This window comes from Actinoplanes sp. NBC_00393 (genome assembly GCF_036053395.1).
GTDB lineage: Bacteria > Actinomycetota > Actinomycetes > Mycobacteriales > Micromonosporaceae > Actinoplanes.
Window position 1 is genome coordinate 1,755,151 of sequence record NZ_CP107942.1, and the last position, 19,947, is coordinate 1,775,097.

Consider the following 19,947-nt stretch of genomic DNA (forward strand, 5'->3'; position numbering starts at 1 on the left):
CGCGTGGATGTTGATCACGCCGTTCTGCTTGTTCTCGGCGGCGTCGGCTCCGGCCTGACCGGTTCAATGGCCGGACTCGCCTCGCTCGTCAGCTACCCGGTCCTGCTCGCCGTCGGCATCCCGCCCGTCGCCGCGAACATGACCAACACGGTCGCCCTGTTGTCGAGCGCAGCCGGCGCCGCAGCCGGCTCGCGCCGGGAACTGCGTGGCCAGGGCCGCCGCAACCTCCGGCACGGCGCGATCGCTGTTGCCGGCGGCACTGCCGGGGCGGTGCTCCTGCTGAGCACCCCCTCGTCAGCATTCGAACGAATCGTTCCCTGGCTGATCGTCCTCGGCGCGATCACGCTGCTACTGCGCGAGCCGCTGCGCACCTGGTATGCCAAACCCGGCTTTCGCCCACCACTGGGCGTAGCGATCTTCATGATCGCCATCTACGGCGGCTACTTCGGCGCGGCGGCCGGAGTCCTCCTGCTGGCAGCCATGTCCCTGGCGGCCACCGAAGCCCTGGCCGTGACGAACGCCGTCAAAAGCGTCGTCCTCGGCGCCGCCAACCTGGCCGCCGCAATCCTGTACGCCCTGATCGCCCCTGTGCACTGGACCGCCGCGGCGCTACTGGCGGCCGGCTGTCTGCTCGGCAGCTGGCTAGGCTGGCCCTGGTACGGCGCATGCCGGAACGTCCGCTACGGGTAGCGATTGCGCTCGCGGCACTGTCCCTCGCCGTCTACCTGTGGCAGGACGCCGGAAGCAACCACCCTCCCGGCGCCTGATCGTCACCGCGAACCCGGTGCGGCTCCCACCGAGCGAAGGCGGATGCGACCGATCACGTAACGCCGCGGTCAGGAGCTGAATAGCCGGCCAGGCGACGGTCCGTGATCAGGACGCGGGCTGGCAGTGGGCGGTCGACCCCGGCCAGGAGACCGCTGCCAGCCGGGCAACGGACCGTGGTCAGGGTGCGGGCTGGCAGTGGGGCGACGGACGTGGTGAGGGTGTGGGCTGGCAGCGGGCCGACGGACGTGGTCAGGTGCGGGCTGGCAGTCGGGCGGCGGACCGCGGTCAGCGTGCTGTCTGGCAGTCGGGCGATGGGCTGAGACCAGGAAGGGACCAGCGGTTGGGCGGCCGACTGAGTTCAGGCGGCGGACTGGCCGTCAGGACCCGGACTGGCGATCAGAACGCTGCGCATCAGCAAGGCGGCGCGCGTAGTCAGGAGGCGGCGCGGGCGGGCATGTCGGCCAGCCATACTTCGGCCAGATCGCTCAGCGGAACGTCGAGGACCTCGCTCAGGCAGACCACAGTGCCGAACGCCGGCGCGGGCAGGCGGCCAACTTCGATCTTGCGCAGAGTCTCCGGTGAGATGCCGGCGGCCAAAGCCACCTCGACAATGCTGCGACCACCCCTGGCCAGCCGAAGGGCTGCGCCGAGACGCTGGCCCGCAGCGATCTGTCCGGGCGTCAACGGTCGGCGAACCATGCCAGCAGTCTAGGAGCCCCACGTGCCACGCGGCAACGCGACCCACACCAGCGGGTTTCCGGCGCTGTTCAAGCTGATGGCTGCGCGGGGAGCCCGGCTCGAATCGGGCCTGCAGCGGCGATCAAGGTGCCGACTACGGGTGCGCGACGCGACCAGATCGACGGGCGTGCACTGGTGGCCAGGTCCTGGCTACGAGCGCTACGAGCGGGGACGCGAACGGCAGCGCGGAACCTGAAGCGGTTGTCAGAAGACCACGCCCCGTCGGCGTCACCGACCGGCTACGCAGGGCGGCGAGGGGTCCGGTCCCGTGATTCTCGGCGGGCGATGACGCAACTGGCCGGAGGCGGCGGCGGTGAAAGGGCCGCGGTTTCCCTTGTCGGGGCGCGACCGGCTGCGGTCGATCAGGCGTGGTATAAAAATACCGCATCGGAGAAGGAGGAGCCGTCGTGATCGAGCTCAAATCGCCCACGGAGATCGAGCAGATGGCGGTGACCGGCGAGTTCGTCGGGGAGCTGCTTGCGGAGCTGAGCGGGGTCGCAGCCGTCGGCATGAACCTGATGGACCTTGAGCACCACGCTCGGCGGCGCATCAAGGAGCGCGGGGCTCAGTCCTGCTACTGGGACTACGCGCCGTCGTTCGGGAACGGGCCGTTTCGCAACGTTCTGTGTCTGTCGGTCAACGACGCGGTGCTGCACGGGCTTCCGCACGACTACGTGCTGCGTGACAGCGACCTGCTGACCATCGACATGGCTGTCGGGATCGACGGCTGGGTGGCTGATGCGGCTGTCTCGGTCATCGTCGGTACTCCGGCGGAGGCCGACCTGAAACTGATCGAGGCGACCGAGGTGGCGCTCGACGCCGCCATCGAGGTGGCCCACCCGGGGAATCGGCTCGGTGACATCTCCGCCGCGATCGGCGGGGTCGCGCGGCGGTACGGATACCGCGTCAACGACGAGTTCGGTGGGCATGGCCTGGGCCGGACCATGCACGAGGCCCCACACATCCACAACGACGGCCGTCCCGGCCGGGGGATGAAACTGCAGCCGGGCCTGACCATCGCTATCGAGCCCTGGTTCTGCGCCACCACCGACAAGATCCGGTTCGACAAGGACGGCTGGACCATCCGGTCGGCGGACGGATCCCGCACGGCACACTCGGAACACACCGTCGCCATCACGGAGACCGGCCCGCGTGTGCTGACCCGCCGCCCCGCAGACGGCCCGGGCCACGGAAACCAGACCGACCGGTCGGCCGTGTCGATCTGACTCGCCCCGCAGACGGCCCGGGCCACGGGAACCACACCGACCGGTCGGCCGTGACGATCTGACTCGCCCCAAGCGGCCGGCGCAGGGAGCGGGATATAGGCAACCGGCGCAGGCTACCGATCCAAGCACCCGCGCAGGCTGCCTGCGCAACCGCTCGCCGAATGGGACGGTGCGGCGCAGCAGCGTTGCGGTTTCCAGGGCAGCGCACCGGCCAGTCCAGCTGCCGGTCGGAGCAGCCGTCGCAAGCGGCCGGTCGGAGGGGCCTGTCCAAGCAGCCGTCGCAAGCGGCCGGTCCGAGGGGCCTGTCCAAGCAGCCATCGCAAGCGGCCGGTCCGAGGGGCCTGTCCAAGCTACCGGCGCAAGCAGTCGGTCCAAAGAACCGGCCTGAGCACCTGGCACCGAACGCCGCACAATGCAATCTGCGAGGCCGCCCGAACAAGCAAAGCCGCGACATGCAGATTTCAGGGGAATCCGGTCAATCAAAGCGAACGGTGAGCGCAGTGACCTGCCCCGCCGCATGGCGCAGGGTGAGCGTGCCCGTGCCACCACGTGACCACTCGAACGTGACGAGGTCAGTCTCACCGTCGGAGCGGATGTCGACGACCTTGAGGGTGTCGCCGGGTGGGTCGGCGGCGTAGGCCTCGGCGATCGCCTCCCGGCCGTGGAACGGGCCGGCCGGCGGCCCGATGAAGGTCATCACCGCGTCCGGGTGCAGGGCGGCGATGAACGGTGACCAGTCGCCGCTGGTCACCGCGGTGTTGAAGCGGGTGATGTGGGCCCGGGCCGCTGCCTCCGTCATGGCCGCCACTGTAGGCGCGGGGTATGACAATTCCGGGGATCGCTACCGTGGCGGCATGACGGAGATCCCCGTTCGGGCGTTGTTGATCACCGGAACGGTGGGTTCGGGTAAGACCTCGGCAGCGGAAGCTTTGGGCGATCTGTTGGCGGCGCAGGGGATCCCGCATGCCGTTCTGGACGTGGACTGGCTTCGGCGCGCCTGGCCGGCCCCACCCGGTGACCCGTTCAACGGCGCGATCACCCTCCGCAACCTTCGGGCGGTGGCCGCGAACTTCGTCGAGGCGGGCGCGCGCCGGCTCATCCTGGCCGGCGTGATCGAGAGCCGGGCCGAGCGGGCCTCCTACCAGGACGCGCTGGGTGTGCCGCTGCAGGTCTGCCGTCTGCACGTCGGCCTGCCGGTGGTCCGCGAACGCCTCCGCCGCCGCAATCCGGACGAGCCGTGGTTCCTGGACCGGGCCGCCGAACTCGACCACATCCTGACCCGGGAGAAGCTCGAGGACATCCTGATCGACGCCACGTCAGGCACCCCCACCGACGTAGCGGCCGCGGTATACAAGGCAACCGCCTGGTGACAGCGGCCCAAGGCCGCAACGCAAGGGCAAAAGACCATCGGTGTACGACCGGACACCGCGATCATGGAACATGACGTGATAAGGCCCGGCCGCTGGAAGGTTGAGGTTGCGGCAGTGCGCCCGCCCGCTCGAAAGGCGTGGGCTGCGGTTGCGCGTGCCGGCCACTGGGAAGGTGGTTGTAGCCCGACCTCTGGCGGTTCGCCGATCGCCGGAAGGGCGAGGCTTGACCATGCGCGCGGGCAGGCCGCCGCGATCACCGACCGGCTCCGCGCGGCCCTGTGGACAGGCGTGGGCCGCCGCCGCGCTTCGGCCTGTGGGAGGCGAGGGCAGAAGCGCCGCAGCCCGCCGGGACCGGGTGCGGGAGATCCTCCCGCACCCGGCCTCGACGAAAGAATCAGCCCGCGGCGCAGGTCAACGTCGGCGACCCCGCGCTGCCTGATCCGATGAAGCCGAACGTGGTGCTGCCGTTAGCGGGCAGCTGACCGTTCCAGGCCGCGTTGCGCACGGTGACCGTGGACCCGGTCACGCTGAGCACCCCACCCCAGGCCTGGTTGATCGACTGCCCGGAGCCGAGGGTCCACGACACGACCCAGCCGCTGGGCGTGCCGCTGCCGGCCCGCACAGTGACCTCACCCTGGAATCCGCCCTGCCACGAACTCGTCGTCCGGTAGCTCGCAGCGCACGCCCCGCCCACCGGCGGCGGTGAAGAGGACGGCGGCGGCGAAGAAGACGGCGGCAAGGAAGGCGGCGGCGAGGACGAGGGCGGCGACGAGGGCGAGGAGGAAGGCGAGGACGGCGGCGGCGACGACGGCGGGTTGGGCGCCGAACTGGCCAGGCTGTAAGCAAGCTCCGGCTGGAACGACCCGGCAGAATACCGGCATCCATCCGCCTCACCCGGCGGCTTGATCCACAGGAAGCCGTCGACGTTGGCGTCGCCGGTGTTCACCGTCGGGTACTGCCCGATCCGCCGGTCGGTGTTGTCGTCACCGCACCAGTCACCGCTGGCCCCACCGTTGCGGCTGGTGTCGACCACCTGCCGTTTCCCGCTGATGCCCTGACCGTTGAGCGCGCTGATGATCGCCCGCCCGTACGCGGTCTCGGCCGAGGTCGAGTTGTAGTTCGACACGTTGGTGTAGAACCCGTCCGCGTCTGCCACGCCCGCCGCGGCGAGCCGGGACGCCTGTTCGCCGGCACTGTTCCACGCGGAGTGCCCGGCGTCGAGGTACACCTTGGCGTTCGGGTTGCCCGCCTTCAGCGTCTGCGTGGCGGTGCGCAGCGCGGCGTTGCGGGCCGCGAGCTCTGAGCTGTTCAGGCAGGTGAGCAGGGCGATCGAGTCGGGCTCGAGGACCAGCACGACCGTACGGTTGCCGAGCGACTGAGCGATGCTGCTGATCCACGTCTGGTACTGCGCGAGGTCGGGCGCCCCGCCGGAGCTCGCCCCGCCGCAGTCCCGGTTGGTGATGCCGTAGACGGTGAGCACCGGGATCTGCCCTGCGCTGTTGGCCGCGTTGACGTAGCCGGAGACTTCGCTGCGGATGGTGGACTGGTTGAAGTTGGACAGCCAGCGGGAGGCGGGCTGGCTGGCGATCCGGTCGCGGATGACCGAGGCGCGCGAGTCGTTCGGGTTGGACTGCAGCCAGCGGGCCACTGCGGTGTCCGGGTCGCGGTAGAGGGTGCCGCTGATGGTGTCGGCGGAGGCGGTGCCGGTGGCGAGCCAGACGCCGGCCGCGACGGTCGCACCGGCCACCGTGGCGGCGATGAGGGAACGGGTTGGGGACATGCACTACTCCTGGGGGAACGGCAAAGCCTGGGTGGGAGCGCTCCCAAGTTAACCTCATCGATGCCCGGAGGCAACCGTCACGAATTCAGCAGCGAGGGCGGCTTGGTCAGCCGGGTGACCGCCGTGGTGTGCGCGTCGAGCTCGCCGGGCTCCAGGCGGGCCAGCCCGGCCGCCCACCAGAACGCCCCGCGGGGAGCGCCGGACAGCATGTACTCGCGGCCGTCCGGTCGTAGCACGGCCCAGCCGTCGGTCCAGGCCAGCAGGATCGCCACCGGTTCGCCGTCGGCACGCCAGATCCGTACGGTCCCGTCGTCCCCGCCCGACGCCAGGTGCGTGCCGTCCGGCGACCAGCTGACCGAGCGGACGGTGTCCGCGTGCCCGGTCAACGTGTGCGCCACGCTGCCATCCCCGGTCCGCCAGATCCGTACGGTGCCGTCCTGCCCGGCGCTGGCGAGCATCCGGCCGTCCGGTGACCAGGACACGGCGAGGACGCTCTCGGTGTGCCCGGTCAACCTCCGCAGCAGGGTTCCGGCGGGTGCGTCCCAGATCCGGATGAGCCGGTCCTTTCCGCCGGCGGCCAGGAACCGGTTGTCCGGTGACCAGGCCAGGGTGAGGATCGGGGGTGAGCCCGCGCGGAGGGCACGCAACGGTGTGTTCTGATCGGCCTTCCAGAGCAGGACGTCCCGGTCCTTACCGCCGGAGGCGAGGTGGGTGCCGTTGGGCGACCAGGCCACGGCCCGGACGGTATCGGTGTGCCCGGTCAGATTCCGCACGTCGCCGGTCGCCGGGTCCCATACCCGGACGAGGATCTCGTCGGCCACCGTGGCGACGTGCCGCCCGTCCGGCGACCATACGAACGACCGCACGCCGCTCGCCGCGACCGGTGGGTTCCACTGCGAGACGCCGTAATCGGCGTGCCACGCACGTACCGATCGGCCGTCGGAACCGGCCAGCGAAGCGCCGTCCGGGGCCCAGGCGATCGCCGAAACGCCGCCGCTGCCCCTGAAGAGCGGTCGGGTCGGCGTGCCGGACGAGGCCCGCCACACCCGAATTTCCTGGCCGGCGCCCGCGGCGGCCAGCACATCACTGCGCGGTGACCAGGCCACCGAGGTGATGCCCGGCCGTTCACTGGACAGTTCCCGCACCTGTGTCAGGTCACTGGTCTGCACGAGCCGGACGGTGTGGCTCTCGTCCCCGACGGCCAGCAGTTCGCCGTCGGGGGACCAGGCCAGCGCACGCATGGCACCGGCCCGTCCGGTCACGATCTCCTGCGGCTGTCTGCTGTCGGAAGGCCAGAGCTGGACCGTCCGGTCGTAGCCGCCGCTGGCCAGCATGCGGCCGTCCGGCGACCAGGCCACCGCGCTCACCCCGCTCGTGTGCCCGGCGAGGGCCCGGTCCTGGGTGCCGTCACGCCGCCAGATCCGCACCATCCGGTCGCTGCCGCCGGTGGCCAGCAGCGCGCCGTCCGGTGACCAGGCCAGCGTCTCGACCTTCGCGGAGTTCGGCGCCATGGTCACTTCCTGGCGCCCGGTGTCCGGTCCCCAGAGCAGGACGGTTCCGGCTTCGTCGGCGGCGGCGAGCAACTCGCCGTCCGGGGACCAGGCGACCGCCCGGACGCGGGCATTGTGGCTGTTCAGAAGCTGGGTCTGCATGCCGCCCGACGGCGCCCAGATGCGTACCGTGCCGTCGTTGCCGCCGCTGGCCACCCAGGCGCTGTCGGGCGACCAGGTCACCGAGGAGACGCGGCCGCTGTGACCGGTCAGGATCCGCAGCGGTGCACCGTCGGTCACCCGCCAGATCCGGATCACGCTGTCGGTGCCGGCGGTGGCCAGCAGCGCGCCGTTCGGCGCCCAGGCCACCTGCCGGACACGACCGTCGTGCCCGGTGAGCGTGCACAGGTAGTGGCCGTCGGCGACATCCCAGATCTGCACGCCGGCGCCGGCGGTGACGGCCAGGAACCTTCCGGTGGGATCGAAGGCGAGGCTCAGCGCCGTGGTCGTGGTGGGCAGCTGCAACCGCGGGAGGAAACCGGCGGTGGCGAGCGCCTTGTTCGCGGCCGCATCCATCTGGGCCGCCACCGCGGCGGCGCCCCGCACCCGGCCCACGCCGGACCAGTGCACCGACCGCAGGTCGGCGCCGAGCAGGTGGGTGTCGGTCAGGTCGGCGCCGCCGACCCGGGCCTCGGTGAGCTTGGCCTCGTTGAGCCGCGCCCGGGCCAGCACGGCGTCGGTCAGGTCGGCGCCGGTCAGATCCGCGCCGGTCAGGTCGGCGTTGGAGAGGTCAGCGCCGGTCAGATCGGCCCCGGTGAGGTCGCGTCCGCGCAGGTCCCGGCCCCGCAGGTCCTGGCCGCGCAGCACGAGCCGTTCGTGCAACGGCATCTGGAGCTGCTGCGCGACGGCCAGGGCGTTACCGCGCAGCGCCGCGTCGCCGAGCGCGGTCCCCAGCCAGGCGGCCAGTCGCTCCGGCTCGACCAGTTCGCCGAGCAGGTCGATCTGGACCGGGCTCAGCGCGGTGGCGAGGTAGCGGTCCGCCTCGGCGTCATCGCCGGACAGGAGCGAGGCGAGGTGGCTCGTTACCAGCCACTCCATGATCGACCGGTGGACGAACTCGAACTGGTCGTCGCCGATGCGGACCAGCAGCGTGCCCGAGCCGAGCACGTGCACGGCCTGTTCCACGGTGCGCGACTCGGCGCCCGGCAGCCGGGTGAGGGGTTCGGCGACGGCGGCGAGATCGGCCGAGGTCAGGTAGAGCAGCGGCGCGGCCCAGAGCCGCAGGGCCAGCTCGGTGAGAGCCACGCGCATGGCGGCCAGCCACGGTCCGGGTCTCGATACGTACGGGTTGGCGCGCTCGTGCTCCCGCTCGAGCCACACGGTCAGCACCCTCTCGAACAGCCAGGACCTGGTGACCGTCCCGTGCTCCGCCCCCGCCCGCAACTGCTCGTGCCCGGTCCGCACGATCAGGTCCAGCATCCGCGGGTTGGCCGCGAGCTCGAGCAGGCCGAGCTCGGTGAGCAGGTCCACCCACCGGTCCGGGTCGGCGGCACGGGTGCTGAGGAATCGGCGTACCTGTGTGGTGTCGAAGTCCGTGATCGTCACGATGCGCCGGCCGGTGGCCGGGGCGAGCTGGCGGCCGAACGCCAGCTCGGTGTCGGCGTCGGTGAGGAAGAACTCGCGCCGGCTGGTCAGCACCACCTTGGCCCGGCCCTCGCAGGCCCGCACGATCGCGGCCAGGTGCGCACCGGCCTCGTCGTAGCTGACCCGGCGGGCCAGCTCGTCGAAGCCGTCCAGCAGCAGCGCCAGCCGGCCCTCGCGGCGCAGGTAGGCCAGCCGGTCCAGGTCGACGCGCCGCTGACCGTCCTGGCTGAGCTGGTACGCGACGAGGTGGTCCAGATCGTGGCTGTTCTGCAGATCGGCCATCCGGACCAGGACCGGCACCGCCGGATAGCCCGGTCGCTCGTGCATCGCCCGGGCCAGCTCGTGCAGCAGATAGGTCTTGCCGTGCCCGAACGGCGCCAGCACCACGATCAGGTGCCCGTCCGGGTCGGCGACCCAGGACAGCAGCCGGTCCCGCAGCGGTTCGGCGAGGATCTCCCGGCCCGGCGGTTCCCGGTAGCGCTGCGGAACGTAGCCGGCTGCGGGATAGCGGTTGTCGGCGGTCAGGACCGTGTGCTGGCTGGCCACGAAGGCGGGCAGGTCGACACCGGTCTGGAACAGCAGCAGTGAGCGGAGGTCGACGCCGGACTGCGCGGCCTGCTCCCGCAGCCCGGCGTCGGCCGGGCGCCCGGTGTGGATCAGGGTGCATTCCGAGATGTCGTACCCGCGGGCCCGGTACCGGGCGAGCAGCGACTCGGCGGTCGCCACGTCCTCCGGTCCGACGTCGCCGTCCCGGACCAGCAGCACGTGCTCGACCGGGAACCGCCGCTGCCGGAACTGCACGTGGCCCTTCGCGTACAGGTGCTCGATGCCGAACCGGACGCTGACGCTCACCTCGGTGCCGGCCAGGTCCGGGTCGTAGCCGGCCGCCTCGATGACCCGGCTGAGGAGCCCGGCCGGCTGCTGCTGCGGGACCGGCGCGTCGTCCGGTTGGCCGGTGCCGGAGACCAGCGCCAGGAGACCGGCCCGGTCGGTGTTGACCTGCCGGGGCTCCGGGAAGCCGGCCGCCCGCACCCGTCGGCGGACCCGGTCGAACAGCGCGGACATCGGCAGCGGCCCGCCCGGTCCGCGCTGTGCGGCGGTCAGGACGTCGAGGAGGGCGCCGGTGAACGCGGTGTGCGGCTCGCCCGGCGGCGCGAACGACGGCAACACGTCTGAGCTGGAAGTCAGCACGTACGCGCCGAAGATGTCCACCTGCGGCCCGAGCTCGGACTGCGACAACTGCCCGATCGCCCGCCCGCTGTAGCAGCAGTCCAGAATGACCAGCCTGACCTCGGCGGCGCTGCTGCGCACCTGCTCGGCGACCTCGGTGTACGGCACCGAGGTCCACGACTGGCGCGGATCGGTCCCGGAGACGGCGAGACGCAGGCCGCCGTCGTCACTGGGCAGGCCATGGCCGGTGAAGTAGACCAGCAGCATGTCCTCGGCCTGACTCGCGGCCTCGTGGAGCGGCTCCATCACGGCGGCCAGGTCCGGCGGGTCGGGCACCATCCGGCAGACCGCCGGGTCAATGCCGGTGGCGTCCGGGTCGGTCAGGAGCCGGTGCAGCGCGGCGAGGTTGCCGGCTACGGCGGGCACGTCGTCCAGGCCGGGGTGCACGTACTTGGCGGCGCCGATCAGCACCACCCGGGAGCGTCGCGGGTCGGGCAGCCGCGCCACTACTCGCCGCGCCCGGACGGCTGCGTCTCAGCCGAGAGTCGCACCGTCACCTCGGCGGGGTCTGCGGCGGTCGCGGCGCACCGACAGCCTGACCCAACTGGCGCGCGATCTCCTCCGGTCTGGCGTTGGCGGGTCCCTCGTACTCGAACTCGCGATTGTCGATCTTGATCCGGATGCGGGTGCGGCGGCTCATCGTCCGGGTGGCGAGCCAGCCCCCGACCGCTGTGATCAGGGCCGCGAACACCTCGGGGGAGAGCGCGGCGGTCTGGACCGCCGCGAGCACGCCGCCGCTCATCTCGCCCGGCCGGACCGGGTGGTGCACCGAGGTCATCCGCAGCCGCGGCACGTCCACGCGTAGCCAGTCCCGCAGCTTGGCGATCTCCTCACCGGTCGGATCGTCGACCACCTCGATCCGAACGCCACCGTCCACCCCGGTCTCACTCGCCATACCGGCACGGTAGGCGACCGGCGCGGCGGCGGCCATCATCAATCTGGCTGATGGTGGTCAGATGGCGAGCCCAGGTATTCCGGCTGCGGCGTGCCGGCGGGCGTGTCCGGCCCAGTACACGTACCCGGCGGCCTCGTAGAAATCGGCCGCGGTGCGGAACCGCTCCTCGGCCGCCGCGCTGTCGCCCGTGGACAGTGCCGCGCCTGCGGCCGCGGCCGCGGCCATCGCCTGCCACACCGGGCCGTCGAACCGGGCTGCCGATTCCGCCGCCGCCAACGCGTGCGCGCAGGACTGCTCGGCATCGCCCAGAGCCGCGTACGCTTCCGCAGCCACCGGATGCAGCAACGCCCCGCAGGACGGGCAGTCCCCGTGCCGGGCAGCGGCGGCGGCCGCCGCGCGTACCGATCGGACTGCGATCTCCGGCTCGCCCAGCTCGACCCGGGCGAACGCCGCGGTGGCGTGGATCCGCGTCCACACGTGCCGCGGCGCCGGCGCGCGGGCGGCGACCGCCGACGCCTGCCGCAGCGTCGGCCCGACCTCGTCGAACCGTCGCCGGCACACCGCGAGTTCCCCCAGACGCTGCCATGCCACCGCCGCGGCGGCGGAACCCTCGTCGGCGAGATGGGCGTGCAGGTCCGTGCTCTCGTCCAGACAACCGGCCGCCTCGTCGAAACGCCCGCGCAGCAGCAGCGACTCGCCGAGCAGGCACCAGGCGAACGCCTGCGCCCGCACCGACTTGGTCTCGGCGAGGATCTGCCGTGCGAACTCCTCGACGTCCTCCCCGGCATGCAGACGGCGCAGGCCGATGCACTGGTGACGGTCGAAGGCCCGGCCGAAGACGCCCGCGTCCAGCGCCGGACCGGAGCGGCTCAGCTCGGCGCCGAGGCCTGCACGCCACTCACCGCGCAGCTCGCTGACCAGCACCATCGCCTCCTCGGCGCGGCAGGCGTCGTCGGCCGTGCCGTACATGCCCGCGTGCGCGCGGGCGACGTCGGCCAGGGCCAGCGCGGTGTCGATGTCGCCGCGCAGCCCGGCCTGTTCCGCGCGCAGGCCGACGATCCGGGCCTGCTCGGCCGGGTCGGTGGTGAGCTCCTCGGCCAGACGCAGGTGGCGTTCGGCCTGCTCGGCGTCGCCTTCGCCCAGGCACGCGGCCGCCGCGGCGCGATGCCGGCGGGCCACCTCCGGCGCGGGAGCGGGAAGTTCCAGCCCGGATCGGTACGCCGAGAGCGCACCCCGGTTGTCCCCGGCCGCCATCCGCGCGTCGCCGATCTGCTCCCAGAGCAGCGCCGACAGCCGCGGCAGATGCCGGACCCGCACTTCGACGTGCAGCTTCCGCGTCTCCGGCCCCGGCGCGGCCATCGCCCGGTACGCCCGCACCGCCTCCTCCCGCCGCCCGTCCAGCGTGAGCGCCCGCAGGAGCCGGACCTGCGCCGACGGGTCGGCGACCAGCAGCCGGGACACCCGCGCGGCCTCGGCGAGCTGGCCGGTGGCCTCCAGCAGTCCCGCGTACTCCTCCAGCGCTGCAACGTGGTCCCGGTGCAGGTCGGCGCGGTGCGGCTCAAGCCAGTCGTCGTCCTCGCCCGGCAGCAGCCCACCGCGATACAGCGAGACGGCCGACGCGTAGTCGTGCGGGGATTGCGACCGGCGGGCCCGCGCGATGCCGGCCCGGAACTCCACCACGTCGACCCAGATCCGCTCGGCCGGCAGACCGATCATGTCGCCGATCGACTCGATGGGCAGGACGTCGTAGCGTCCCGCGTACATCCGGCGGACCAGGTGCACGGTCTTGCGGAGGTTGGCGGCCGCGGCCCGCGGGGTGACGCCCGGCCAGAGCAGGGCGGCGAGACGGTCCCGGCGCAGGCGGTGGCGCGGTGCCAGGCAGAGGAGTTTGACGAGGGCGGCGGTCTTGCGGCGGGTCCACAACTCGTCGGGGACGGCGGCGTCGCCGTACGTCACCCGGAAGCCGCCCAGCAGCTCCAGCCGAACCACATCGACCTCCCCGGCGGCCCGGTGTGTCCGGCGCGTGCGTCGCGCCGCCACTCACCATGCCAGCCTGAGCGGCCGGGACAGCTGTCAGAAGAGGGACAGCCGTCGATCGCAACCTTTCCGCCCACCGGGTAAGCAATGCTTGCGCCTGCCGCAGGCTCACCTCCGGTGGACTTGATCACCATGCAGCTGCGGATCGACCGGCGTTCGGCCATCGCGGAGGGTGTGGTCGCGCTCGACCTGCGCCGCCCCGAGGGTGGCGCGCTTCCCTCCTGGGCGCCGGGTGCGCACATAGATCTGCGCTTCAACCCCTCTCTGGTACGCCCATACTCGCTCTGCGGCGACCCGGCCGACCGCTCGGTGTGGCGCCTGGCCGTGCAACTCGAACCGGACGGCCGTGGCGGCTCGATACACGCCCACCAGCTCGCCGAGGGCGACCTGGTGCAGGTCAGCGGCCCGCGGAACAACTTCGCCCTCGAGCCCGCGCCGCGCTACCTGTTCCTGGCCGGCGGCATCGGCATCACCCCGCTGCTGCCCATGCTCGCCGCCGCCTCCGACTGGCAGCTGCACTACGGCGGCCGCACACTGCCTTTCCGGGACGAGCTGACCGCACGGTACGGCGCACAGGTCACCATTCATCCCGGCCTGCTCGACCTGGACCGGATCCTCGACGACCTGTCACCCGGCACCCTGGTCTACTGCTGCGGCCCGTCGTCCCTGCTCGACGCGGTGTCCGCCCGCTGCCCCGCCGAGATGCTGCGGCTGGAACGCTTCGACCCGGTCCCACTCGCGCCGTCCGCCGAGCGCAGGTTCGAGGTCGAACTGGTCCGCACCGGCGTGACCGTCACCGTCCCGCCGGACCGCACGATCCTGCAGATGGCCGACGAGGCCGGCGCCCCGGTCTCGTTCTCCTGCCGGGAGGGCACCTGTGGCACCTGCGAGACCCCGGTCCTCGACGGCGAGGTCGACCACCGCGACAGCCTGCTGACCCCCGCCGAGCGGGCCGCCCACGACACCATGTTCATCTGCGTCTCCCGCGCCGCCGGCGCTCGCCTCGTGCTCGACCTGTGACAAGCCGGTGGTGACCCGGGTGCCGTTCGGTTACCCCCCTGTCTTTCCTGGTCACCGCCTCATAGTGTCGTCCGCATGACGACCGAGAACATCGCCCTCGCCCCGATCGCCGCCGTTGCCGCCGCCGCTCTGCCGGCCGCCGACCACCTCGACGAGATGATGGCCCGGGTCGGTGTCGACGGTCTCGTCGCCGCCTACGCTTCGCCGGCCCTGCTGGCCCGGATCGACCAGCACGCGGCTGAGGTACGTGAGGCGCTGACCGACGCGGGCCGCGCCATCGACGCCGAGGGCCTGTCCGCGTACGCCCGCTCGATCGCCGCCGGCGCGGTCCGGATGGGCCGCTCGGTGCCGCAGCCCGGCGCGGCCCCGCAGACCCCCGCCGAGTGGCTCACCGCCGACTGGCACCTGCTCCGCCTGCTCGCCGTCTGCCAGATCGCCGAGGCCGCCGACCTCCTCTGACCCACCCCGGCCCGCGACCATGGTGAACGGCCGTGATCGTGCACGAGCAGTCACCCCGTCCGTGGCGGACGAGATCCGAGCGGTGAAGCAGTGGGAGGCCGAGGCCCCAGGGCACTCGATCGGCCGAATGTGATTGTCCACGCCGAACTCGGTGCTCCTCCGGTGTAGCCGTCCTGAGGTTACATAGGAGGCATGACCGACGAGGGTGACAGCAAGACGATCCGCCGGGTCGCGGAGCTGCTGGAGCGGCTCGCGAACGGCACCGCCGAGGAGGCCGAACAGGCTGCCGGTGAGCTGCGCACACTGCTGCGGGAGATCGGCTACCACGGGCAGACCGGGCCGCTGGTGCGCAAGGTTCTCGCACCCTGGGAGCCGCTCCTGGACCGGTCGGCGGTCCCGCGGATCACGCCCGCCGACTGGGCCCGGCGCCGCCGCGCCGACCGGGCGGCGCGGCGCAAACACGTCGGCGCGGCCACCCACATGCGGCTCGGCCCCGCGTGGCAGCTGATCGACTGGCCGCTGGACGGTTTCGCGTGGGCCGGCACGGAGTACGACGTACGCGAACGCTTCCTCGCCATCGGCCCCGGCGGCGTCTACGCGGTGCTGATCGTCGACCACGGCCGGGCCCGGGTGACGCTCTCCGGCGACATCGTGCAGATCGACAACAAGCGCCCGCCGTACCTGCCTGAGGCCCGCCGCACCGCCCGGCAGGCCAGCCAGATCCTGACCGCCGCAGCCGGTTCCGCGGTGCGGGTGAATCCGGTGGTGGCCTTCGACGGCGCCGGCGTGATCAGCGTGCACGGCCTGCCGAAGGACTGCCTGGTCAGCGGCCTGAAGGACCTGGACAAGCTGCTGCTCGCCGGCGGTTCCCGGATCAGCCCGGACACGGCGGAGAAGCTCGCGGCGGCCGCGAGCCGGTTGCGCTCATAGTTGCACAATACCTCTTGCACAACATCTCTTGTGCATGTCACGGTGGTGGCATGACGAGTGATGAAGTGCGCCGCGTCACCGATGCCCGGGTGCTTGCGGCCCTGTCCCATCCACTGCGCCGCCGGCTGATGGACGTGCTGAAGGTGCAGGGCCCGTCGACCGCGAGCAGCCTGGCCACGGCCACCGGCCAGGCCGTCGGCAACGTCAGCCACCACCTGCGCGTCCTCGGCGACTGCGGCCTGCTCGAGGAGGCGCCCGAGCTGGCCCGCGACCGGCGGGAACGCTGGTGGCGGCTGGTCACCCGATCACTGAGCTGGTCCACCGAGGACTTCCGCGACGACCCGGCCACCGCCGCCGTCGCCGAGGCCGCCGAGTCGCTCAACCTCGACCATCACACGCAGCAGGTGCGGGCCTGGTTCGCCGCTCCCGACGAGGAGAAGGCGCGGTGGGGCCAGAGCGCGTTCTCGACCGACCAGTGGCTGCACCTCACTCCCGAGGAGTTGCAGCAGGTCAGCGACGAGATCCGCGAGGTGCTCGACCGCTGGCGGGACCGCCCCGCGGGCGGGGATCGCCGGACCGTTTTCGTGTACGCGTACGGCGTACCCGGAAAGCCGTGACCACCCTCATCGCCCGGCCGGTCGACCGCGACTTCCGGTTGTTCTGGGCCGGGCAGACAGCCAGCCGATTCGGCAGCTCCATCACCTCGGTCGCCCTGCCGCTCGTCGCGGTCGGCACACTTGACGCCTCGACGTTGCAGGTCGCGATGCTGCAGGCCGCGGTCTGGGCGCCCTGGCTGCTGATCGGACTGCCGGCCGGCGTCTGGGTCGACCGGTTGCCGCGTCGTCCCGTACTGATCATCTGTGATCTTCTGGGCCTGCTGCTCTTCGTGAGCGTGCCGGTCGCGGCCTGGCTCGGCGTCCTCGGCATCGGCCACCTGCTCGCGGTGGCGTTCCTGGCCGGCGTGGTGTCGGTGTTCTTCGAGACCGCCTACCAGGTCTATCTGCCCTCGCTGCTGCCCACCGAGCGCCTCGCCGAGGGCAACGCCAAACTGCAGGGCAGCGAGGCGACCGCCCAGGTGGCCGGTCCGGGCGCGGCCGGCCTGCTCGCACAGGCCTTCGGCGCCGTCGCCGGCCTGCTGGCCGACGCCGCCAGCTTCCTGATCTCCGGGATCTGCCTCCTCGCCATGCGGCATCGCGAGCCACCCAGAACGGCGCCGGCCACGCAGCGCGCATTGTTGCCCGAGATCGGTACGGGCCTCAGGTTCCTGATCCACGACCCCTACCTGCGGGTGATGGCCGCCTACGGCGCGATGTCGAACCTGGCCCTGCACGGCTACCAGGCCATCCTGATAGTCTTCCTGATCCGCTCGGTCGGCATCAGCCCCGGCACGGTCGGCGTGGTCGTCGCCGCGATGAGCACCGGCGGCGTACTCGGCGCCTTCCTCGCCACCCGCATCGCCCGCCGCTTCGGCACCGCCCACGGCATGCTGCTGTGCCAGCTGGGCGCCGCCCCGTTCGCGCTGCTCATCCCCCTCACCGCCCCCGGCTGGCGGCTCGCCCTGCTGATCACCGCCGGCGTAGCCATCGGCGCCGGCGTGGTAGCCGGCAACGTCATCAAGGGCAGCTTCCGCCAGGCTTACACGCCGCGGCACCTGCTCGGCCGCGTGCTGACCAGCATGCAGTTGCTCAACTACGGCACGATCCCGCTGGGCGCCCTGCTCGGCGGCGTGCTCGGCACCACGCTGGGCCTGCGACCGGCGCTGTGGCTGACCACCAGCCTGGTCGTTGCCGCCACCGGCATCCTGCTGCTCGGCCCGATCCGCAAACACCGGGATCTGCCGCTCGCCCCGGCCTGAACATCCGAGGCCCAGCCCGCCCAGCCCTGCCCACCTGCGGCCAGCCCCGCCTAGCCCAGCCGAGCCCACCCGCGGACAGCCCCGCCTACGCCCGGCCCGGCCTTGCTCGGCCCGGCCCTGCCGTGCCATGCCCGGCCCTGCCGTGCCATGCCCGGCCCTGCCGGTCCGGTCCGGTCCGGTCCTGCCCTGCCGGTCCGGTCCGGTCCGGTCCGGTCCGGCCGAGCCCACCCGCGGCCAGCCGCGGCCAGTCCGCCCAGCCGGGCTACCCGCGGTCAGCCCTCGCTCAGCCCCCAATCGGGCTCACCGCGGCCGGCCCAGCCCTGCCCAGCTGCAACAGCCCCGCACAGCCCGCCCGGCTCGCTCAGCCCGGTCAGCCGCGCTCAGCCTGCTAAGCCCGCCCGACCTAGCCGGCGCCACCGGCCGCCGGGCTACTTCTCGAAGCAGCTCCAACGAATCCGGCCAGGTTGTGCCTTAGCACCACCGGCCACCAACCGCCTCGGTCACCAGCGTTACCTGCGTGGGCGGCGGCTCGGCACTGCGGGCCGCCGCTCGGGCACGTTAGGGCTCGTCGATTTTTAACTCGCTGTTTTGATCAAGGCGGGTGCGGTGAATCCGGCGGCGCGGGTGTGAGCGGCGAGGTCGGTGTGGTTGGTGAGGCGGATGTTGCTGGGTTCGATGGGGTGCTGGATTTGGGTGAGCAGGGTGCGGGTGTTGCGGATGGCGACGTTGATGGTGGTGCCGGCGACGCCGAACAGATCGGCGATGACCTTGCGGGGCAGTTGGTAGCGGTCGTGGAGCAAGGTGGCCAGTAGTTGGTGGCTGAGGGTGACGCGGATCTTGCGGCCGCCGCCGCGGGGCCGGGCGTGGCCGCGCAGGTTGTGCAGGAACGCTTCGTGTTGGGCTTGATGGGGAACGGTGAGCCGGTTGATCAGGTCGTTCCATGCGCTGTCGGGCATGCCGGTGATGGCCGGGTGCACCAGCGCGGCCAGGTGATGCAGCGGTGGTAGGGCTGTCGCGGGTTCGCCGGCGGGTGTGGCCGGGTCGGGGCGCAGGGTGTAGTTCCAGTCGCCGTGCCAGTCGTGACGGTCGATGGCCAGGGTGCTCATCTGCTCGTCGGTGATGACGACGCCGGTCGGGTAGTGGCCGGTGTCGAGTTCGGCGTGCACGCGCAGCCCGCTGCTGGTGGTGGTCGCGGCGATCGTGTGGACGATGGTCTCGTGGCTGGTCAGGGGTCGTGCCCGCCAGTTCATCGAGATGTGGGCGAACAAGCGATGCTCGATACGGTTCCATTTACTGGTGCCGGGCGGGAAGTGGCAGACGGTGATCGGTAGCCCGATTTCGGCGGCGAGAGCGGCCAGATCCGTTTTCCAGGCGCGAGTGCGGTAGCCGTTGGATCCGCCGGCGTCCGCGGTGATCAAGAGCCGTCCGGCGTTCGGGTAGCGGTCACGGCCGTAGCCGTCCCACCAGCGGCGCAGAGTGGCGACGGCGAACGCGGCGGTGTTGTGGTCGGTGCCGACGGCGACCCAGCCGGTGTCGGCGGCCAGGTCGTAGACCCCGTAGGGGATCACCTGTCCCAGCTGCGGATCGGCGAAGTCGTGGGTGCGGACTACGGCCGGCTCACCGGCAGGCCGCCACTCGCGGCCCTTGTTCGCGAACGCGCCGACGAGTTCCTTCTTCTTCGTATCGACGCTGACGACCGGGTCACCGCTGGACAGATAATCCTTGACCTGCTCGTTGATGTAGCCGAACTGGGCGTCGCGGTCGGGATGGCGTCTGCCTTCCAGAGTCTTGGCATTGCCCTGAAGGCTGAATCCCTCACCGTGCAGCAGAGCAGCGATCGTGTCCGGCCCGGCCTTATGACCCCGCCCGGCCAGTTCCTGCGCAAGGTGGCGCAACGACTTCGTCGTCCATCGCAGCGGCGACATCGGGTCCCCCCGCTCGTCCGGCTCGACCAGCCCCAACAACGCCGGCATCAGAGCGGGATCATGTTCGGTCACCGGCTTCCGGCCGCCACCGGCACGGCGGACCCGGCCCAGCGGCGCCACCCCGGCCTCCAACTCATCGACGCCCGCAGCCACCGTGCCCTCCCGGACCCCGGCAGCTCGCGCTACCGCCCGGATCCCGCCATGCCCCAGCACCCGAGCCTCAGCACCCAGCAGCAACCGGCGTTGCCGCTCGTCCAGATGCGGCAAGATCACCTCAAACTTCGCTGCCAGCCTGCCCCGTTCCTCCTCCGATACCGCCATAACAGATCAACGCATCGAAATCCGCCAAGCAACGGCTTGTTCTTCGACGAGCCCTTATGGCGCTCCGTTTACCGGCCTGGTGGGCGGCTGAGCACTGCGGGCCGCCGTTTAGGCACGCTACGACGGCTCCGTTGCCGGCGTGAGCGACGCCTGAAACCGGGAGATCCGCGTGGGCGCGCCGGGCGCAGGTCGGGGAGGGAGCTGAGCTGGGCTTGGCGGGGCACCTTCGGGATCGGGCAGGGACGGCGGCGGGAGACGT

At 71.8% G+C, this 19,947-nt stretch carries 15 protein-coding genes; 8 read left to right on the plus strand and 7 right to left on the minus strand.

Going from position 1 to position 19,947, the window contains the following annotated elements:
• Positions 1-3: 3 nt before the first annotated feature.
• Positions 4-690, plus strand: coding sequence for a sulfite exporter TauE/SafE family protein (locus OHA21_RS08000; protein WP_328471748.1), 687 nt, complete (start codon positions 4-6; stop codon positions 688-690).
• Between the two features lie 510 nt (positions 691-1,200).
• Here OHA21_RS08000 and OHA21_RS08005 read toward each other — a convergent pair.
• On the minus strand, positions 1,201-1,467 hold the full coding sequence (locus OHA21_RS08005; RefSeq protein ID WP_328471750.1) for a helix-turn-helix domain-containing protein: 267 nt from the start codon (positions 1,465-1,467) through the stop codon (positions 1,201-1,203).
• 446 nt (positions 1,468-1,913) lie between these two features.
• Here OHA21_RS08005 and map point away from each other — a divergent pair, with 446 nt between their 5' ends.
• Entirely contained in the window at positions 1,914-2,732 is an 819-nt protein-coding gene (gene map / locus OHA21_RS08010; RefSeq protein ID WP_328471752.1) for a type I methionyl aminopeptidase, read from the plus strand.
• A gap of 475 nt (positions 2,733-3,207) precedes the next feature.
• On the opposite strand, the gene OHA21_RS08015 is transcribed toward map, so the two are convergent.
• Positions 3,208-3,531, minus strand: a complete 324-nt coding sequence (locus tag OHA21_RS08015) for a nuclear transport factor 2 family protein (RefSeq protein WP_328471754.1) — start codon at positions 3,529-3,531, stop codon at positions 3,208-3,210.
• Positions 3,532-3,586: 55 nt separating this feature from the next.
• Between OHA21_RS08015 and OHA21_RS08020 the strand changes: the two genes are divergently transcribed.
• On the plus strand, positions 3,587-4,102 hold the full coding sequence (locus OHA21_RS08020; protein WP_328471756.1) for an adenylyl-sulfate kinase: 516 nt from the start codon (positions 3,587-3,589) through the stop codon (positions 4,100-4,102).
• Positions 4,103-4,496: 394 nt separating this feature from the next.
• Here OHA21_RS08020 and OHA21_RS08025 read toward each other — a convergent pair whose 3' ends face one another.
• From OHA21_RS08025 to OHA21_RS08040, 4 genes are all read right to left on the minus strand, one after another.
• Positions 4,497-5,882: a glycoside hydrolase family 6 protein gene (locus OHA21_RS08025; RefSeq protein WP_328471758.1), complete on the minus strand. Its 1,386-nt coding sequence runs from the start codon at positions 5,880-5,882 to the stop codon at positions 4,497-4,499.
• Between the two features lie 77 nt (positions 5,883-5,959).
• Positions 5,960-10,693: a caspase, EACC1-associated type gene (locus OHA21_RS08030; protein WP_328471760.1), complete on the minus strand. Its 4,734-nt coding sequence runs from the start codon at positions 10,691-10,693 to the stop codon at positions 5,960-5,962.
• A gap of 46 nt (positions 10,694-10,739) precedes the next feature.
• Positions 10,740-11,141: an effector-associated constant component EACC1 gene (locus OHA21_RS08035; RefSeq protein WP_328471762.1), complete on the minus strand. Its 402-nt coding sequence runs from the start codon at positions 11,139-11,141 to the stop codon at positions 10,740-10,742.
• A gap of 57 nt (positions 11,142-11,198) precedes the next feature.
• The gene (locus OHA21_RS08040; RefSeq protein WP_328471764.1) at positions 11,199-13,130 is read right to left on the minus strand and encodes a BTAD domain-containing putative transcriptional regulator; all 1,932 of its coding nucleotides are present in this window, start codon (positions 13,128-13,130) and stop codon (positions 11,199-11,201) included.
• Positions 13,131-13,295: 165 nt separating this feature from the next.
• Here OHA21_RS08040 and OHA21_RS08045 point away from each other — a divergent pair, with 165 nt between their 5' ends.
• The 5 genes from OHA21_RS08045 to OHA21_RS08065 all read left to right on the plus strand — a co-directional run bounded on the left by OHA21_RS08045 (position 13,296) and on the right by OHA21_RS08065 (position 17,442).
• The gene (locus OHA21_RS08045) at positions 13,296-14,198 is read left to right on the plus strand and encodes a PDR/VanB family oxidoreductase (RefSeq protein WP_328471766.1); all 903 of its coding nucleotides are present in this window, start codon (positions 13,296-13,298) and stop codon (positions 14,196-14,198) included.
• Positions 14,199-14,273: 75 nt separating this feature from the next.
• Positions 14,274-14,657: a DUF6401 family natural product biosynthesis protein gene (locus OHA21_RS08050; RefSeq protein WP_328471768.1), complete on the plus strand. Its 384-nt coding sequence runs from the start codon at positions 14,274-14,276 to the stop codon at positions 14,655-14,657.
• Between the two features lie 192 nt (positions 14,658-14,849).
• Positions 14,850-15,587: a hypothetical protein gene (locus OHA21_RS08055; protein WP_328471770.1), complete on the plus strand. Its 738-nt coding sequence runs from the start codon at positions 14,850-14,852 to the stop codon at positions 15,585-15,587.
• A gap of 50 nt (positions 15,588-15,637) precedes the next feature.
• Positions 15,638-16,204 carry an ArsR/SmtB family transcription factor gene (locus OHA21_RS08060; RefSeq protein ID WP_328471772.1) on the plus strand — a complete coding sequence of 189 codons (567 nt, stop codon included), beginning with the start codon at positions 15,638-15,640 and terminating at the stop codon, positions 16,202-16,204.
• Positions 16,201-17,442, plus strand: coding sequence for an MFS transporter (locus OHA21_RS08065; RefSeq protein WP_328471774.1), 1,242 nt, complete (start codon positions 16,201-16,203; stop codon positions 17,440-17,442). The genes OHA21_RS08060 and OHA21_RS08065 overlap by 4 nt, the downstream gene beginning before the upstream one ends.
• A 575-nt stretch (positions 17,443-18,017) precedes the next feature.
• On the opposite strand, the gene OHA21_RS08070 is transcribed toward OHA21_RS08065, so the two are convergent.
• On the minus strand, positions 18,018-19,688 hold the full coding sequence (locus tag OHA21_RS08070; RefSeq protein ID WP_442875064.1) for an ISAzo13 family transposase: 1,671 nt from the start codon (positions 19,686-19,688) through the stop codon (positions 18,018-18,020).
• Between the last annotated feature and the right edge of the window lie 259 nt (positions 19,689-19,947).